Genomic DNA, 19475 nt, shown 5'->3' on the forward strand with positions numbered 1-19475 from the left:
TCAGTCCTCCAGGATCACCGGCAGTGCCTTGTGGCCGTTGGTGAAGAACGATCCCAGCGGCGCGAGCCCGTCGGCGGGCACGGCGAGGCGCAGCTCCGGGAACCGCCCGAACAGCGCGGGCAGCGCCGTGGTCGCCTCCAGGCGCGCCAGCGGGCTGCCCAGGCAGAAGTGCACGCCGTGGCCGAACGCGAGGTGGTCGCGCCGCGAGGGGCGCGTCACGTCGAACCGCTCGGCGTCCGGGCCGTGCCGCGCGGGGTCGCGGCCGGCCGCGCCGAACGACACCAGGATCGCGTCGCCCCGCGCGATGCGCGTGCCGCCGACCTCGACGTCCCGCACCGCGTACCGCAGCGGCAGGTTCGGCACCGGCGCCTGCCGGCGCAGGGTCTCGTCCACCACGTCGTCCCAGGACGCGGTGCCCGCGACGACCAGGCCGAGCTGGGACGGGTGGGTGGCCAGGGCGTGGATCGCGTGGTCGAGGAGGTTGACCGTGGTCTCGAACCCGGCGCTGATGGTCAGCAGCAGCGTGTCCAGCAGCTCCTGCTCGCCCAGCCGCGCGCCGTCCTCCCGCCGGGCGGCGATCAGGTCGCTGGTCAGGTCGTCGCCGGGCCGGTCGCGCTTCGCCGCGACCAGCTCCTTGAGCACCAGGTACAGCTCGCCGGACGCCGCGTGCACGCCCTCCGGGTCGGCGTCGAGGCTGAACACGGCCTCCACCAGCCGCCGCAGCTCCCGCCCCACCTCGGCGGGCACGCCGAACAGCCCGCCGATCACCCGGATCGGCAGCGGGTGGGCGAACTCGGCGCGCAGGTCCACCACCTGCCCGGCGGGCCGCGCGGCGAGCCGCGCGACCAGCTCGGCGGTGATCGCCTCGACCCTCGGCCGGGTCGCCTCGACGCGGCGCGGGGTGAACGCCTTCGCGACCAGGCCGCGCAGCCGGGCGTGGTCGTCACCGTAGGCGGTGAACATGTTCTTCATGGCCACCCACGGGACCAGCGGCCAGTCCGGCGGGATCTCGCCGTTGCGCCACTTCGGCCAGTGCCGGTTCGCGTCCTTGGAGACGTCCGGGTGCAGCAGCAGCTCCCGGACCGCGTCGTGGCCGGTGACCGCCCAGGCGTGCACACCGCCGGGCAGCTCGACCGGCGTGACCGGGCCGCGCGCCCGCAGCCGCGCCGCCTCGCCGAAGATGTCCGCGCCGGACGGGTCGATGACGTACCGGTCCACGGGCGCGGGTCCGGGCTCGGCCGCCACGTCGAGCACGGTCGGCCGGGGGCGTGGCGGTTCGCCGACCTCCACCAGGGCGGCGGTGAACCGGGAGCCCATGCCCAGGCCCACCACCATGATCGTGTCGCCGGGGCGCAGCGAGTCGTCGTGCAGCAGGTGGTCCAGGCCCAGGAGCTGGTCGCACGGCCCGACGTGGCCGAGTTCGCGCAGGAACGACCACGTGGTGCGGTCCAGCGCGACGCCGAGCGGTTCCAGCACGACCACTTGGAGCTGGGCCAGCCCCAGGCCGGTGACGACGAACCGGGTGATGTCCGGCAGCGCGGTGTTCGCCTCCTTCGCGGCCTGCTCGACCGCGCCGACCAGCGCCTCGCTCATCAGCGTCAGGTACGGCGCGAGCCCGGTGACCTCGATCGGCGTGCGGTCGCGGTGCCCGAGCGGGTCCGGGATCGTCGGCGTGGCCAGCACCTCCATCTGCGTGGCCGAGTTGTTGGCGGTGGCGACCAGCCGCGCCCGGCCGCCCTCGCGGGTGAGCACCGCCGACGCCGCGCCGTCGGCGAGGAAGATGCCGATGGTGGGCTGCCAGCGCTCCCAGCGGGGCGGCCGGAACCGCGACGTGGCGGTGACCAGCGTGGCCGTCGCGGACCGGTCGGCGACCAGGTGCGCCGCCGCGGACTGGAGCGCGGCCGACCCGCCGTTGCTGGTCGCCTCCACCTCGTAGACCAGGGCGTGGCCCAGGCCGAGCACCCGTTGCAGGTGGCAGGACGACGCCATGTGGTCCTGCGAGTCCATCTGGGCGTAGGCGGCCATGCCGATGTCCGCGCCGGTGAGGCCCGACTCGCGCAGCGCGCCGATGGCTGCCCGCACCGCCATCGCGTGCTCGGTGACGTCTTCGGAGCTGGTGAACGACGTGAAGTCGGACAGCGCGAGCAGCCGCCGCATGGTCTCGGTGTCCGGCACGGCGTCGGTGGCCGGCGTGCGCGGCGGCAGGTAGTGGCCGGTGCCCCCGATGAACACGTCATCCCAGATCATGGCCGTCCCTTTCCCTCAGTTCGGAGAGCCCGGCGCCGTAGCCGGCGAAGTCCAGCAGCCACGTGCTGATCGCCAGCGCGGTGGACGCGGAGTGCTGTTCCAGCACGGTGAAGTGGTCGCCCGGCACGGTCAGCGCTTCCTGGGCGGTCGTGGACAGCTCGGGCCACGCGCGCTTGCGGGTGCCGACCAGGAGGACCGGCGCGCGCACCGGGCGCGGTGGCCGCGCGAGGTCGAGGTAGCGCCCGGTGGCGAGGAGCCGGTCGTCGTCGATCGGCCGCAACTGGTGCTCGGCGGCCAGCATCCCGTCGAGCACGCCCGGCAGGTCGTCCGGGAAGCCGTCGATGAGCACCACCGCCGCGAGCGGTTTCCCGTGGTCCTCCAGGTGGTGCGCCGTGGCGAGGGCGAGCCACGCGCCGATCGAGCGGCCCACCAGGACCGGGGTGTCCACGGTGGCCGCCGCCGCGGCCAGCGCGTCGACCAGGTCGGCCGCCGAGGACGGCAGCGGGTCGCCCGCGAAGCCGGGCAGCGGCAGCACGGTCACGTCGCGCGTCGCCGCCAGCGCCGCCGCGAACCGCCCGTACTCCTCCACCCCCGAGAACGCGAGCGCCGACGGCAGGCAGACCAGGGACGGCCGCAGGAAGCCCTCGGCGAGCCGCACCGGCTCGACCACCGGCGGACCGAGGCGGCCCAGTCGCGCGGCGGTCGAAAGCAGGTCGACGCCGTCCTGCGCGCGGTCGGCCGCGATCGCCTTGCGCAGCAGCGCCTCCATCGGGCCGGCGACCCGGTTGCCCGTGCCGCACAGGCGGCCGTGGAGGTGGTCGGCCAGCCGGTCCGGTGTCGGGAAGTCGAACACGACGGTCGCCGACAGGTGCAGGCCGGTGGCGGCGTTGAGGCGGTTGCGCAGGTCGATCGCGGTCAGCGAGTCCACGCCGTGGTCGCGGAACGACTGCCGCGGGTCCTCGGTGATCCGCGTGGTGTGGCCGAGGACGGCGGCGCTGTGCGCGTTGACGACCTCCAGCACCAGCGCGCGCTGCTCGGGCTCGGGCAGGGCCGCCAGGCGCCGCGCCAGGTCCGCCGGCTCCGCCCGTGCCGCCTTCGGCCGCACCAGGCCGCGCAGCAGCGCCGGCGGCGTGCCGATCGCGCCGAGGTCGAGGCGGATCGGTGTCAGGACCGGCCGGTCGGCGGCGAGGCCGAGGTCGAACAGGGCCAGCGCCTGGTCGGTGCCCAGCGGCAGCATCCCCGTCCGGGCCAGCCTCCGGTGGTCGGTCGCCGTCAGGTGGCCCGTGGTGCCGCCCGCCTCCGCCCAGTAGCCCCACGCCAGCGAGACGGCGGGCAGCCCCTCCGCGCGGCGGTGGCGCGCCAGGGCGTCGAGGAAGGCGTTGGCCGCTGCGTAGTTGGCCTGGCCCGGCGCGCCGAACGTGGCCGCCGCCGAGGAGAACAGCACGAAGGCCGCCAGGTCCCGGTCCCCGGTCGCCTCGTGCAGGTGCCACGCGGCGTCCACCTTGGGCCGCAGGACGCCGGTCAGCCGCTCCGGTGTCAGCGTGGCCACCACGGCGTCGTCCACGACGCCGGCCGCGTGCACGACCACGCTCAGGTCGGGGATGCCCGCGACCAGCGACCGCACCGCCGTCGGGTCGGTGACGTCGCACGCCACGAGGGTGACCGCCGCGCCCAGTTCGGCGCGGAGTTCGGCCGCGCCCGGCGCGCCCGGTCCCCGGCGGCTCGCCAGCACGACGTGCGGCGCGTGGTGCCGCGCGACGACGTGCCGCGCGACCAGGCCGCCCAGCGCGCCGGTGCCGCCGGTGATCAGCACCGTGCCGTCGATGGCGGGCGGTGCGCCGTCCACGGCGGACCGGACGAGCCGGGGCGCGGTGGCCCGGCCCGAGTCGAGCACGACGTGGGTTTCGCCGTCGGCGATCGCGGTCCGCACCGCGCGGTCCAGCACCCGCGCGGACGCCGCCGAGCCGTCGGTCTCGACCAGCACGATCCGGTCCGGGTGCTCGGTCTGCGCGCTGCGCAGGAAACCCCGCGCGGCGGCCGACGGCAGGTCGCCGCCGGTCACCACCACCAGCCGCGCGTCGCCGCCGTCGGACAGGAACGCCCGTGTCACGTCGAGCAGCCGCCGGGTGGCCGCGTGCGTCCCCTCGACCGGGTCGTCGCCGCCGGTGACCTCGTGCACCACGACGTCGACCGGCGGCGCGTCCCGCACGGCCAGTGGCGCCGGTTCCACCGCGAACAGCGCGTTGCGGGGCCGGGCGGTGGCGGGTCCGGGCTCCACCGGGCGCAGGACCAGCCGGTCGATCGAGGCGACGGGCGCGCCGGCGGTGTCGGTGAGCCGGACCGAGCAGGTGTCCGGCCCGGTCGGCGTGAGGACGACGCGGACCGCCGCCGCCGTGCCGGTGACCGAGACGCCGGCGAAGGAGAACGGCAGCCGCGCCGCCGCCGCGCCGGGTGCTGCGGTGCTCCCGGTGAGCAGGGTCAGCGGCTGGATGGCCGCGTCGAGCAGCGCCGGGTGGATGCCGAACCCGTCGAGCGCGACACCGGGGAACGTCACCTCGGCGTGCAGGTCGTCACCGTCCCGCCAGATCCCGGTCAGCCCCCGGAACGTCGGCCCGTAGTCGTAGCCGGCTCCGGCGAGGGTGTCGTACAGGCCGGTGATGTCCACCGGCCGCGCGTCGGCGGGCCGCGGCCGCGCCTCCCGCCGGACCGGGGGTTCCGGGCTCAGCGCGCCGGTGGCGTGCCGCGTCCAGTCGTCCGGATCGGCCGAGGTGCGGGAGTGGATCGCGAGCGGGCGGCGGCCCGCGTCGTCGGGCGCGCCCACGGTGACCTGGACGTGGACGGTGTCCGCCGCGAGCGGCAACGGCGATTCCAGCACCAGCTCCTCGACCACCGGGCACCGCGCGTGCGCGCCGGCCTGGACGGCCAGCTCCACGAAACCCGTGCCCGGCAGCAACGCCGACCCGTGCACGGTGTGCTCGCCCAGCCAGGGGTGCGCGGACTTCGCCAGCCGGCCCGTCGCCACCAGGCCCTGGTCGTCGGGCAGCCGCACCACCGAGCGCAGCAACGGGTGGTCCACCGCGTCCAAGCCGTCACCGGGCGGCGGCGGCACCAGCCAGAACCGCTCCCGCTGGAACGGGTACGCCGGCAGCTCCACGTCGTGCGCGCCCGCTCCCCCGGTGTCCGGTGCCCGGTCCGCGCCGTCCACCCACAGGCGCGCCACCGCCGCCACCAGGCGTTCGGGTTCGTCGTGGTCGCGCCGCATGACCCCGGACGGCACCAGCACCGGGTGCGGCCCGATCTCCAGGAACCGGGTGGCGCCGTTGGCGCGCAACCACTCCACGCCGTCGCCGAACCGCACCACCTCGCGGACCTGCCGCGCCCAGTAGCCGGGCGCGCCGGGGTCGATCCGCCGTCCCTCCACAGTGGACACGAAGGGGATTTCCGGCTCGCCGAAGCCGATCTTCGCGGCGACTCGCTCGATCTCCGCGATCATCGGTTCCATCCGCGCCGAGTGGAACGCGTGGCTGACCGCCAACCGCCGCGTTTCCCGGCCGCGCGCCGACCAGAGCGCGGCGACCTCCAGCACGGCGGCCTCGTCACCGGACACCACGACCGCGTCGGGCCCGTTGACCGCCGCGATGCACACCCCGTCACCCAGCGACACCGCCACTTCCGCCTCAGTGGCCCGCACCGACACCATCGCGCCGCCGGACGGAAGCTCACCCATCAACCGGCCACGCGCCGAAACCAGCGCACAGGCGTCCTCGATGCCCAGCACACCCGCGACATGCGCGGCGGCCACCTCACCCACCGAATGCCCGATCACATAGTCCGGCCGAAAACCCAGGCTCTCCACCAACCGGAACAACGCGACCTGCAACGCGAACAACGACAACTGCGTGAAACAAGTCCGGTCCAACACGCCATCCGGGTCCGTGAACAACACCTCACGAGACAGGTCCAGCAACCCGCACACCTCGTCCAACGCCCGCGCGAACACCGGAAACACCTGGTACAGGCGACGACCCATCCCCACCCACTGCGAACCCTGACCCGAGAACACGAACGCCGTCTTCCCCGGCTGCGCGACACCGGTGACGAGGTCCGGCGACTCCGTCCCGGCCACCAGCGCGTCGAGCGCACCGGTGACGCCGGCCGCGTCGCGCCCGATCAGCACCGCCCGGTGCGCGAACCGGGTCCGGGCGCTCAGCGCCCGCGCGACCGCCCGCCGGTCGAGGTCGGCCACCGCCCGCAGCCGCTCCCCCTGTGCCCGGAGCGCTTCCGGCGAGGCCGCCGAGAGCGCCCACGGCACCGGTCCGCCCGCGTCCGCGCCAGGCGGCGGCCCGACCACCGGTTCCGGGCCCTGTTCGAGGACCAGGTGCGCGTTGGTCCCGCTGATCCCGAAGGCCGACACGCCCGCCCGGCGCGGTCGGCCGGTCTCCGGCCACGGCGTGGCCTCCGCGAGCAGCCGCACGTTGCCGGTCGACCACTCGACGTGCGGTGTCGGCGCGTCGACGTGCAGGGTGCGCGGCAGCCTGCCGTGCCGCATCGCCATGATCATCTTGATGACGCCGGCGATGCCCGCCGCCGCCTGGGTGTGCCCGAGGTTCGACTTCACCGAACCCAACCACAGCGGCTCACCGCGATCCTGACCGTATGTCGCCAGCAACGCCCGCGCTTCGATCGGATCGCCTAGCGCCGTTCCGGTGCCGTGCGCCTCCACGGCGTCCACTTCGGACGCTCGCAGCCCGGCGTTCGCCAGCGCTTGCCGAATCACGCGCTCCTGCGAAGGTCCGTTCGGCGCGGTGAGGCCGTTCGACGCGCCGTCCTGGTTCACCGCCGAACCACGCACCACGGCCAGCACCCGGTGACCGTTGCGCCGCGCATCGGACAACCGCTCCAGCACCACCAGGCCGACGCCCTCACCCCAGCTCGTGCCATCGGCCGACGCGGCGAACGGCTTGGCCCGCCCGTCCTCCGCCAGTCCGCGCTGGCGCGAGAACTCGACGAAGCCGGCCGGTGTCGCCATCACCGTCACGCCGCCCGCCAACGCCAGCGAGCACTCCCCCGACCGCAACGCCTGCGCCGCCAGGTGCACCGCCACCAACGACGACGAACACGCCGTGTCGACCGACACCGCCGGCCCCTCCAACCCGAGCAGGTAGGACACCCGCCCCGACGTCACGCTCGTCGCCGTCCCGGTCGACAGGTACCCCTCGACGTCACGGGCCACCTGCTCCACCCCGCCCGCGTACCCGGAGGTGAAGATCCCGGTGAACACGCCGGTCGCGCTGCCCCGCAACGACGTCGGGTCGATCCCGGCGTGCTCCAACGCCTCCCACGCCGTCTCCAGCACGAGCCGCTGCTGCGGGTCCATCGCCAACGCCTCACGCGGCGAGATCCCGAAGAACGCCGCGTCGAAACCCGCCACGTCGTCCAGGAAGCCCCCGGCACGGGTGTACGACGTGCCCGGCCCACCGGCCGGGTCGTACAACCGATCGACATCCCAGCCCCGGTCGCTCGGGAACTCCCCGATCGCGTCGACCTCGTCCGCCACCAGCCGCCACAGGTCGTCCGCCGACGCCACCCCACCGGGATAGCGGCAGCCGATGCCCACGACGACCACCGGGTCGTCGGCCACCGCGACACCCGCCGGGGCGTCGACCCGCCGCCGCGCACCGACGACCACGTCCCGCAGGTGCTCGGCCAACCGCTCGGGCGTCGGGTGGTCGAACACCATCGTCGCCGACAACCGCGTGCCAACGGCCGCCGACAGCCGGTTCCGCAGCTCCACCGCCGTCAGCGAGTCGAACCCCAGCTCCTGGAACGGCCGGTCCAGGGGCACCGCCGCGTCGTCGGCGTGACCCAGCACCGCCGCCGTGTGGACGGCCACCAGCCGCGCCAGCGCCGCCAACCGCCCGGTCTCCGGCAGGTCGGCGAGCGCGAGCGCCGAGTCCGCCCGCCGGACCGCCGCCCGCCCGCTCGTCAACGACCGGAAGACCGGTCGATCACCCAACGCCGACGCACGCAGCCGTGCGGTCACGACCACCGGGTCGGCGGCCGACTGACCCGCGTCGAACAGCGCCAGCCCCTGCGCCGAGGACAGCGGCAGCAGCCCGGACCGCTTCAGGCGTCGGTTGTCCTCTTCGGACAGACCTGCGGTGAGGCCGGTGCGCTCGGCCCAGGGCCCCCACGCCAACGACACGGCGGGGAGCCCCTGTGACCGCCGATGCGCGGCCAACCCGTCCAGGTAGGCGTTCGCGGCGGCGTAGTTCGCCTGCCCCGGCGCGCCGAACACCCCGGCCGCGGACGAGAACAACACGAACGCCCGCAGGTCCAGCCCCTGCGTCAACTCGTGGAGGTGCTGTGCGGCCAGGGCTTTCGGTTCCCACGTGCGCGCGAGCCGTTGCGGGGTCAGCGATTCCACCACGCCGTCGTCGACCGCGCCGGCCGCGTGCACGACCCCGGTCAGCGGGTGCTCGGCGGGAACACCGGCCAGCAGCCGGGCGACCGCGTCGCGGTCCGCCACGTCGCAGGCCACCACCGAGACGTCCGCGCCCAGCTCGCGCAGCTCCGCCACGTCCGCCACGCCCGACCGCCCGGCCAGCACCAGCCGCCGGACGCCGTGCGCGACCACGAGGTGCCGCGCGACGAGTCGGCCCAGTACGCCCGTGCCGCCGGTGACGAGCACGGTGCCCCTGGGGTCGAGCGGGGCGGGCACGGTCAACACGATCTTGCCGACGTGACCGGCCTGGCTCATGTGCCGCAACGCTTCCCGCGCCCGCCGCACGTCCCACGCGCGCACCGGCAGCCCGTCCAGGTCGCCGTCGGCCAGCAGCGCGACCACCGCGCGCAGGATCTCGCCCAGCCGGTCCGGACCCGCCTCCGCCAGGTCGAACGCCCGGTAACCGGGCACGCCGTCGCGGAGGTCCGCCTTGCCCATCTCCACGAACCGGCCGCCCGGCGCGAGCGACCGCAGCGACGCGTCCACGAACGCGCCCGTCAACGAGTTGAGCACCAGGTCCACCCGGCCGAAGCGCTCGGCGAACTCGACCGTGCGGGACGACGCGATGTGGTCGTCGTCCAACCCGAGGGCGCGCAACGCGTCCCACTTGCCCGGACTGGCCGTCGCGAACACCTCCGCGCCCCACAGCCGCGCCAGCCGCACCGCCGCCATGCCGACACCACCCGCGCCGGAGTGGACCAGCACCCGGTCACCGGGCCGGAGCCGGCCCAGGTCCCGCAACGCGTACCAGGCCGTGAGGAACGCGACCGGCACCGCCGCCGCCCGCGGGAAGCCCCACCCCTCCGGGATCGGCACGAGCACGCGGTGGTCCGCCACCGCCACCGGCCCGAACGCGCCCGCCAGCAGGCCCAGCACCCGGTCGCCGGGCCGCAGCCCGGTCACCGCCGCGCCGACCTCCACGACCACGCCCGCGCCCTCGCCGCCCAGCGGCGCGCGTTCCGGGTAGACGCCCAGGGCGATCAGCACGTCGCGGAAGTTCACCCCGGCGGCCCGCACGGCGACCCGGACCTCGTGCGGCGCCAACGGCTCGTCCGGGCAGGACGTGAACGCCAGGTCCGCCAGGCTGCCGCTCCCGGCCGCCGTGAGCCGGCCACCGACCGCCTCGGCCGACGTCCGCACGAGCCTCGGGACGTAGGCCGCACCGCCTCGGACGGCGACCTGGTCCTCGTCGCCCACCGCCGACGGCAGCGGACCGTCGGTGTCCACCAGCACGAACCGACCGGGGTGCTCGGCCTGCGCCGACCGCACCAGGCCCCACACCGCCGCGCCGACCGGGTCGGCCACGCGGTCACCGGGCACGGCCGCGACCGCGCCGCCGGTCCGCACGACGAGCCGGTCGCCGTCACCGGCCAGGAAGTCCTGCACCAGCGCGAGCGCTTCCGCCACCGATCCCGGTGAGACCACCGCCGACGGCAGCGGTCCGCCCCCGGCCACCAGGGGGACCCAGTCCACGCGGAACAGCGCGTCGTCACCGCGCGCCAGGGGGCGCGTGGTGAGACCGCCGATGCTCACGACCGGTGCGCCGGTCTCGTCGGTCAGCTCCACCCGGTGCACGCCGTCGGCGGTGGTGTCGAGCCGCACGCGGGCCCTGGTGACGCCGCGGCGGTGGACGGTGATCCCGGTGAGGGAGAACGGCAACCGCGCCTCGCCGGTGTCGTCGGCCAGGCACGCCAGGGGTTGCAGCGCGGCGTCGAGCAGCGCCGGGTGCACGCCGAACCGCGCGGCGTCGTCGACCTCGACCTCGGCGAACACCTCGCCGCCGCGCCGCCAGGCCGCCCGCACGCCCCGGAACGCCGGCCCGTACTCGTACCCGGCCGCCGCCAGCGCGTCGTACAGCCCCTCGACCTGCTCCGCGCCGGCCGGGGGCCACTCGGTGGTCGCGCGCGTCACCGCCGGCTCCCCGCCCAGCGAGCCGGCAGCGTGCCGCACCCAGCCGCCGTCGCCGCGTGAGCGGATCTCCAGCGACCGCCGTCCCGTGCCGTCCGGCGCGCCGACCGCCACCTGGACCGCGACCGCGCCGTCCTCCGGCAGCACCAGCGGCGCTGCCAGGACCAGCTCCTCCACCACGTCACCGGCGTGCGCCGCGAGTTCCACGAACACCGCGGCGGGCAGCAGCACCGCTCCCTCGACCACGTGGTCGGCCAGCCAGGGGTGGGTGGTCGGGGAGAGCCGCCCGGTCCACACCGTCCCGCCGTCGCCCAGCTCGACCGCCGCGCTCACCAGCGGGTGGTCCACCGCGTCGAGCCCGGCCGCCGACACGTCGCCGACGCCGCCGGGGGTCAGCCAGAACCGCTCCCGCTGGAACGGGTAGGTGGGCAGCGACACCGCCGGCAGGTCCGGGAACGCCCACCGGACGTCGACGCCGCGCTCGAACAGCCGTCCCGCCGCCGCCAGGAAGCCCGCCGTCCCGCCCTGGTCGCGCCGCAGCGTGCCGAGCGCCACCGCGTCCTGCCCCGCCAGCGCGGGCACCAGCACCGGGTGCGGGCTGATCTCGACGAACAGGCCGTCGCCCGCCAACTCCCGCGCGGTGTCCGCGAACCGCACCGGCTCCCGCAGGTTCCGGTACCAGTAGGCGGCGTCCAGCCCGTCGCCGAGCACGCCGCCGGTCACGGTGGAGTGGAACGCGACACCGCCGGTTGCCGGGCGCACGTCGGCGAGGTCGGTGAGCAGCCGGTCGCGGATCGCCTCGACCTGCGGCGAGTGGGCCGCGTAGTCGACCGGGAGCCGCCGCGCGCGGATGCCGTCCGCCGCGCACGCCGCCAGCAGCTCGTCGAGGGCGGTGTCGTCGCCGGACACCACGACCGCGTCGGGCGCGTTGAGCACGGCGACGGTGAGCCGGTCCGCCCACCGCGTCAGGTACTCGACCGCGCGGTCCTCCGACAGCGCCACGGAAACCATGCCGCCGCGACCGGCGATACCGGTCAACGCCTTGGCGCGCAGCGCGACGACCTTCGCCGCGTCCTCCAGCGACAACAACCCCGCCACGTGCGCGGCGGCGATCTCGCCCTGCGAATGCCCGACCACCGCATCCGGCACCACACCGTGCGACCGCCACAGCTCCGCCAACCCGACCATCATCGCCCACAACGCAGGCTGCACCACGTCCACCCGGTCCAGCGAACCGCCGGTCAACGCCTCCACCAACGACCAGTCCACGTACGGCGCCAACGCTTCCGCACACGCGTCCACACTCGCCCGGAACACCGCCGACTCCGCGTACAGCTCCCGCCCCATCCCCACCCACTGCGCACCCTGACCGGGGAACACGAACACGGTCCGGCGGGGGCGTCCGACCGCCACGGGCTCGACGGAGCCCAGGCCCGCCAGCAACTCCCGGCGGTCGCGGCCCACCACCACCGCCCGGTGGTCGAACCTCGCCCGGCCCGACGCGAGCACCCGGCCCACCGCCGCCGGGTCGAGTTCCGGCCGCGCCGCGACGAAGTCGCCCAACCGCCGCGCCTGCGCCCGCACGGCGGCGTCCGTCCGACCTGACAGCACCCACGCCACCGGGCCGTCCGCGTGCCCGGCGGGCGGCTCCTCCGCCGGGGCCTGCTCGATGACCAGGTGCGCGTTGGTGCCGCTGATCCCGAACGACGACACACCCGCCCGGCGCGGCCGACCGGTCGACGGCCACGGCACCGGTTCGGTCAGCAGCCGCACGTTGCCGCTGTCCCACGCCACGTGCGGCGTCGGCTCCGCGACGTGGAGGGTGCGCGGCAGGACACCGTGCCGCATGGCCTGCACCACCTTGATGACACCCGCGACACCGGCGGCGGCCTGCGCATGCCCGATGTTCGACTTCACCGAACCCAACCACAGCGGTGCCGCCCGATCCTGCCCGTACGTCGCCAGCAGCGCCTGCGCCTCGATCGGGTCACCCAACGCCGTCCCGGTGCCATGCGCCTCCACGACGTCCACATCGGACGGTGCCAGCCCCGCATCGGCCAACGCCTGCCGGATCACGCGCTCCTGCGCGGGACCGTTCGGCGCGGCCAGGCCGTTCGACGCCCCGTCCTGGTTCACCGCCGAACCCCGCACCACCGCCAACACCCGACGACCGTTGCGCCGCGCGTCCGACAGCCGCTCCAGCAGCACCAGGCCCGCGCCCTCGGCCCAGGCCGTGCCGTCCGCCGACGACGAGAAGGACTTGCACCGGCCGTCCGCCGCGAGCCCGCGCTGCCGCGAGAACTCCGTGAAGCCGACCGGGGTGGCCATCACCGTGACGCCGCCGGCCAGCGCGAGCGAGCACTCACCGGACCGCAACGCCCGTGCCGCGAGGTGGATCGCGACCGACGACGACGAGCAGGCGGTGTCCAGCGACACCGCGACGCCCTCCAGCCCCAGCAGGTAGGCGATCCGCCCGGACGTCACGCTGGTCGCCGCGCCCGTGCCGACGTACCCCTCCACGTCACCCGACGCGCCCGCGCCGTAGCCCGACGACCAGATCCCGGTGAACACCCCGGTCGCGCTGCCCCGCAACGACGTCGGGTCGATCCCGGCGTCTTCCAGCGTCTCCCACGCCGTCTCCAGCAGCACGCGCTGCTGCGGGTCCATCGCCAACGCCTCGCGCGGGGAGATGCCGAAGAACGCGGCGTCGAACCCGGCCACGTCGTCCAGGAACCCGCCGGCGCGGGTGTAGGAGGTGCCCGGATGGTCCGGGTCGGGGTGGTACAGCCCGTCGACGGGCCAGCCCCGGTCGGTCGGGAAACCGGTGATCGCGTCGACGCCGTCGGCGACGAGCCGCCACAGGTCGTCCGGCGAGCGCACGCCGCCGGGCAGCCGGCAGCCCATGCCGACGATGACCACCGGGTCGTCCCGGACGGCGGTCGGCGCGGCGGCGGCGCTCTCGCGGCGCGTGCCGCCGATCTCCGCCAGCAGGTGCTCGGCGAGGCGGCGGGGCGTCGGGTGGTCGAACGTCACCGTCGCCGGCAGCCGCAGGCCGGTCGCGACGCCGAGCCGGTTGCGCAGCTCGACCGCCGTCAGCGAGTCGAAACCCAGGTCCTTGAACGCCGTCTCGGCGCGGACCGCGCCGGGGTCGCGGTGCCCCAGCACGATCGCGGTGTGGGTGGCCACCACCTCGACCGCCGCCGCGAGCCGTTCGGCCGGCGGCAGCGACCGCAGCCGGTCGACCACCGCGCCCGTCCGGCGGCGCGCCACCCGCCGCGCGCCGACCAGGTCGCGCAGCGCACCCGGCACCGCGCCGGCGCGCGCCACCGCGGCGAAGTCGAGCGCGACCGGCGCGAGCACCGCGCGGTCCACGGCCATCGCGGCGTCGAACAGCTCCAGCGCGTGCCCGGTGCCCAACGGCACCACGCCGGACCGGCGCAGCCGCGCGTGGTCGGTTTCCGCCAGGTGCCCGGTCATCCCGCTGGACTCGGCCCAGTGACCCCACGCCAGTGAGGTCGCGGGCAGCCCCAGCGAGCGCCGGTGCACGGCCAGGGCGTCCAGGAACGTGTTGGCCGCGCCGTAGTGCGCCTGCCCCGGACTGCCCAGCAACCCGGCGGCCGACGAGAACAGCACGAACGCCTTCAGGTCGCGGGTCAGCTCGTGCAGGTGCCAGGCCCCGCGCACCTTCGGCGCGAACACCCGCTCGACCTGGTCCGGCGTCAGGGTTTCCAGCACGCCGTCGGCCAGCACGCCCGCCGCGTGCACGACGGCGCACAGCGGCCGGTCGGCGGGGACGGAGGCGAGCAGGCCGGCCACGTCCGCTCGGTTCGCCAGGTCGCAGGACGCGACGGTGACCCGCGCGCCCATCGCCGTCAGCTCCTCGCGCAACGCCTCGGCGCCACCGCCGCGGCTCGCCAGCAGCAGGTGCCGCACGCCGTGCTCGCGCACCAGGTGGCGCGCCAGCACGCCGCCGAGCGTGCCCGTGCCGCCGGTGACCAGCACGGTCCCGTCGAGGTCGGCCGGGAGGCCGAGGACGATCTTGCCGATGTGGTTGGCCTGGCTCATGTGCCGGAACACGTCCACCGCGTCCCGGACCCCGCGCACCTCCAGCGGCAGCGGCGTGAAGCCGCCCTCCGCGAAGGCCGCCAGCACGTCGGCCAGGATCTCGCCCAGGCGCTCGGGCCCGGCGTCGGCGATGTCGAACGCCGTGTAGGTGATGTCGTCGCGCTCCACGGTGTCGCGGACGTCGGTCTTGCCCATCTCCACGAACCGGCCGCCGGGCGCGAGCAGCCGCAGCGACGCGTCCACGAACTCGTCGGCCGCCGAGTCGAGCACCACGTCCATCGGCGGGAACCGCCGCTCGAACTCCACGGTCCGCGACGACGCGATGTGGTCGTCGGCGAAACCCATGCCGCGCAGGGTGTCCCACTTCGCCGGCCCGGCGGTGGCGTACACGTCCGCGCCGAGCCGCCGGGCGAGCTGGACCGCCGCCAGGCCGACACCGCCGGTCGCCGCGTGGATCAGCACCCGGTCGCCGGGCCGGGTGCGCCCGAGGTCCACCAGGCCGTACCAGGCGGTCAGGAACGCCACCGGCACCGCCGCCGCCCGCGCGAACGACCAGCCGTCCGGGATCGCCGCCAGCAGGCGGTGGTCCGCCACCGCCACCGGACCGAACGCGCCGGGCACCAGGCCCATCACCCGGTCGCCGGGCCGGAAGGCCACGCCGGGGCCGACGTCGAGGACGACGCCCGCGCCCTCGCCGCCCAGCAACGCCGCGCCGGGGTAGACGTCCAGCGCGATCAGCACGTCGCGGAAGTTCAGCCCGGCCGCGCGCAACGCGATCCGGACTTCGCCCGGACCCGGCGGCTCGGCGAGTCCGGGCCGGGCCACCAGCGCCAGGTCGTCGATGCCGCCGGTGCCGACGTCCTCCAGCCGCCACGGCCCGTCCGGCGGGGTGAGCGGTCGCGCCACGCGCGTGAGCCGGGGCACCCGCGCCACACCCCCGCGCACCGCGAACTCCGCCTCGTCGGAGCCGGCCACCACCGGCAGCGCGCAGTCGCCCTCGGCGTCGGCGTCGACCACCGCGAAGCGGCCGGGGTGCTCGGCGACGGCGCCGCGCACCAGGCCCCACACCGCCGCGTGCGCGAGGTCCACCTCGTCACCGGCCCGCGCCACGACCGCGCCGCGCGTCACGACGACGAGCCGCTTCCCGTCCGTGCCGAGGTGCGCCCGCATCAGGTCCAGCACGTGCAGGGCGCACGTCCGCGCCGCGTCCGCCGGGTCGCCGGTCGTCACGGGGACGTGGTGCGCCACAAGGTCGCCGGTGTCGCCGATGACCGGGTCGGGCAGCGGAACCCAGTCGAGCTGGAACAGGCTGTCCGGCCGCACGTCCGCCGCGCGCACCGCCAACGACCCGATCCGCGCCACCGGGCGGCCGTCGCCGTCGGCGATCGCCAAGCGGTAGGCGTCCGGCCCTGCGGCGGTCAGCCTCACCCGCAGCAGGCGCGCCCGCGTGGCGCGCACCGACACCTCGCGGAACGCGAACGGCAGCCGTGCCGCGTCCGCCGCGCCGGTTTCCCCGCGCAGCAGGGAGACGGCGTGCAGCGCCGCGTCCAGGGCGGCCGGGTGCAGGGCGAACCGGTCACCCTCGGGCACCTCGACCTCGGCGTACACCTCGTCGCCGCGCCTGCGCGCGGCCGTCACGCCCTGGAACACCGGCCCGTACTCGTACCCCGCGGCGGAGAACGCGTCGTAGAGGTCCGTGACGTCGACGGCGTCGGCGTCGGCGTCCGGCGGCCACGTCCACTCGTCCCACACCGGTTCCCCGGCCAGCACACCGGTCGCGTGCCGCACCCATTCGTCGTCGGTCCGGGAGTGCACGGCCACGGACCGGCGGCCGTCCTCGTCCGGGCCCACCGCCACCTGGAGGTGCGCGACGCCGTCGCCCACGACGAGCGGCGCCTCCAGCACCAGCTCGTCGACCACCGGCGCGCCGACGTGGTCGCCCGCGTGGGTCACGAATTCAAGGAAGACGGTGCCGGGTAACAGGACCACGCCCTGCACGGCGTGGTCGGCGAGCCACCCGTGCGTCCCGAGCGACACATTGCCGCTCAGCACCGCGCCGCCGTCCGGCAGCGCCACGGCCCCGGTCAGGACCGGGTGGTCCCCGGACCCCGCCGCCGCCGGGCGCAACCAGAACGGCCGGCGCTGGAACGGGTACGTCGGCACGCCGTCCGCCATCGGTCCGGCCGGCATCCGCCAGTCGGCGGTGACACCGCGGACGTGCAGACCCGCCAACGCGGTCGCGAAGTCGCCGTCGCGCCGCAGCGTGCCCGACACGACCGCGTCCACCGTCCCCTCGATCGCCGACACCAGCACCGGGTGCGGGCTGACCTCCACGAACGCGCCGTGCCCCGCCTCGCGCAAGGCACGGGTCACGCGGTCGAACAGCACCGGCTCACGCAGGTTGCGGTACCAGTAGTCGGCGTCCACGAGGTCGACCGGCGCACCGGTCACCGTGCTGTGGAACGGAATCCGGGCCGGACGCGGCGCGATGTCGGCCAGCGGGCGCAGCAACCGGTCCCGGATCGGCTCGACCTCGGCGGAGTGCGCCGCGTAGTCCACCGGCAGCCGCCGCGCGCGGATGCCGTCCGCCTCGCACGCGGCGAGCAGTTCACCGAGGTCCTGGTCGTTGCCGGACACCACGACCGCGCCGGGCGCGTTGACCACGGCCACGGTCAGCCGTCCCGCCCACCGGGCGAGTCGGTCGTGCGCCTGGTCCTCCGACAGCGCCAGGGACACCATGCCGCCCCGACCCGCCAGCGCCACCAGTGCCCGGCTGCGCAGCGCGACGACCTTCGCCGCGTCCTCCAGCGACAACAACCCCGCCACGTGCGCGGCGGCGATCTCACCCTGCGAATGCCCGACCACCGCGTCCGGCACCACACCGTGCGACCGCCACAACTCCGCCAACCCGACCATCATCGCCCACAACGCAGGCTGCACCACATCCACGCGATCCAGCGAACCGCCGGTCAACGCCTCCACCAACGACCAGTCCACGTACGGCGCAAGCGCTTCCGCACACGCATCGACCACCTCGCGGAACACCGGCTCCGACCCGTACAGCTCCCGCCCCATCCCCACCCACTGCGCACCCTGACCGGGGAACACGAACACCGTCCTGCCCACGTCGGCCGCGGTACCGGTGACGAGCCCCGGCGCGTCCACGCCGTCGGCCAACGCCCGCAACGCGGCCGAATCACCCACGACGGCACGGTGTTCGTGCACCGCACGGGCCGCCAGCGCACGCCCGACCTCCGCCGAGGTCAGCTCGGGACGCGAGTCGACGAACGCGCGCAACCGGGCGGCCTGCGCGCGCAACGCCTCCGGTGTCCGCGCGGACAGCGGCCACGGCACGGGGTCCGGCGAGCCCTCCTCCCGTTCCTCCTCCGGGGCCTGCTCGATGATCACGTGCGCGTTGGTGCCGCTGATCCCGAACGACGACACACCCGCCCGGCGCGGCCGACCGGTCGACGGCCAGGGCGTCGCCTCGGTCGCCAGGAGGATGTCGCCTGCCGACCAGTCGACGTGCAGGGTGGGCGCGTCGATGTGGAGGGTGCGTGGCACGACGCCGTGCCGCATGGCCTGCACCACCTTGATGACACCCGCGACACCGGCGGCGGCCTGCGCATGCCCGATGTTCGACTTCACCGAACCCAACCACAGCGGTGCCGCCCGATCCTGCCCGTACGTCGCCAGCAGCGCCTGCGCCTCGATCGGGTCACCCAACGTCGTCCCGGTGCCATGCGCCTCTACAAAGTCCACTTCGGACGGTTCGAGCCGTGCGCCCGCGAGCGCCTGCCGGATCACGCGCTCCTGGGACGGCCCGTTGGGCGCGGCCAGGCCGTTGGACGCCCCGTCCTGGTTCACCGCCGAACCCCGCACCACCGCCAACACCCGGTGGCCGTTGCGCCGCGCGTCGGAAAGCCGTTCGAGCAACAGCAGACCGGCACCTTCGCCCCAGGCCGTGCCGTCGGCGGCCTCGGCGAACGGCTTGACCCGACCGTCCGGCGCGAGGCCGCGCTGGCGCGAGAACTCCACGAACCCCTCGGGCGTGGCCATCACCGTCACGCCGCCGGCCAGCGCCAGCGCGCACTCGCCCGCCCGCAGCGCCCGCGCGGCGAGGTGGATCGCGACCAGCGACGACGAGCACGCGGTGTCGACCGACACCGCCGGGCCCTCCAGCCCCAGCGCGTAGGACACGCGCCCGGACGTGGCGCTGGTCGCGATGCCGGTGGCCAGGAAGCCCTCCAGGTCGGGAGGTGGCTGCGCGCCGTACCCGGAGGACCACACGCCGGTGAACACGGCCGTCCGGCTGCCCTGGAGCGCCGTCGGGTCGATGCCGGCGCTCTCGAAGGTCTCCCAGGCGGTTTCCAGCAGCACGCGCTGCTGCGGGTCCATCGCCAGGGCCTCGCGCGGCGAGATGCCGAAGAACGCCGCGTCGAACCCGGCCGCGTCGGTCAGGAAACCGCCCTCGCGGACGTAGGTCGTGCCCGGCCGGTCGGCGTCCGGGTCGTAGCGCACGTCCCAGCCCCGGTCGGTCGGGAAACCGGTGATCGCGTCGACGCCGTCGGCGACGAGCCGCCACAGGTCGTCCGGCGAGCCGACGCCGCCCGGGTACCGGCAGCCCATGCCGACGATCGCGATCGGCTCGCGGGCCGCCTCCTCGACCTCGGCCAGCCGCCGGCCCATCAGCCGCAGGTCGGCGGTGGCGCGCTTGAGGTAGCTGCGGAGCTTCTGTTCGTCGGACATG

General features: G+C 75.6%; 2 protein-coding genes. Both read right to left on the reverse strand.

Annotation, left to right across the window (positions count from 1 at the left end):
* Nucleotides 1-2247 carry a cytochrome P450 gene (locus C8E97_RS36710; protein ID WP_170211983.1) on the reverse strand — a complete coding sequence of 749 codons (2247 nt, stop codon included), beginning with the start codon at nucleotides 2245-2247 and terminating at the stop codon, nucleotides 1-3.
* On the reverse strand, nucleotides 2234-19474 hold the full coding sequence (locus C8E97_RS36260) for a type I polyketide synthase (RefSeq protein WP_121007854.1): 17241 nt from the start codon (nucleotides 19472-19474) through the stop codon (nucleotides 2234-2236). The genes C8E97_RS36710 and C8E97_RS36260 overlap by 14 nt, the downstream gene beginning before the upstream one ends.
* Nucleotide 19475 lies beyond the last annotated feature (1 nt).

Source organism: Saccharothrix australiensis, from assembly GCF_003634935.1.
Classification (GTDB): Bacteria; Actinomycetota; Actinomycetes; order Mycobacteriales; family Pseudonocardiaceae; genus Actinosynnema; species Actinosynnema australiense.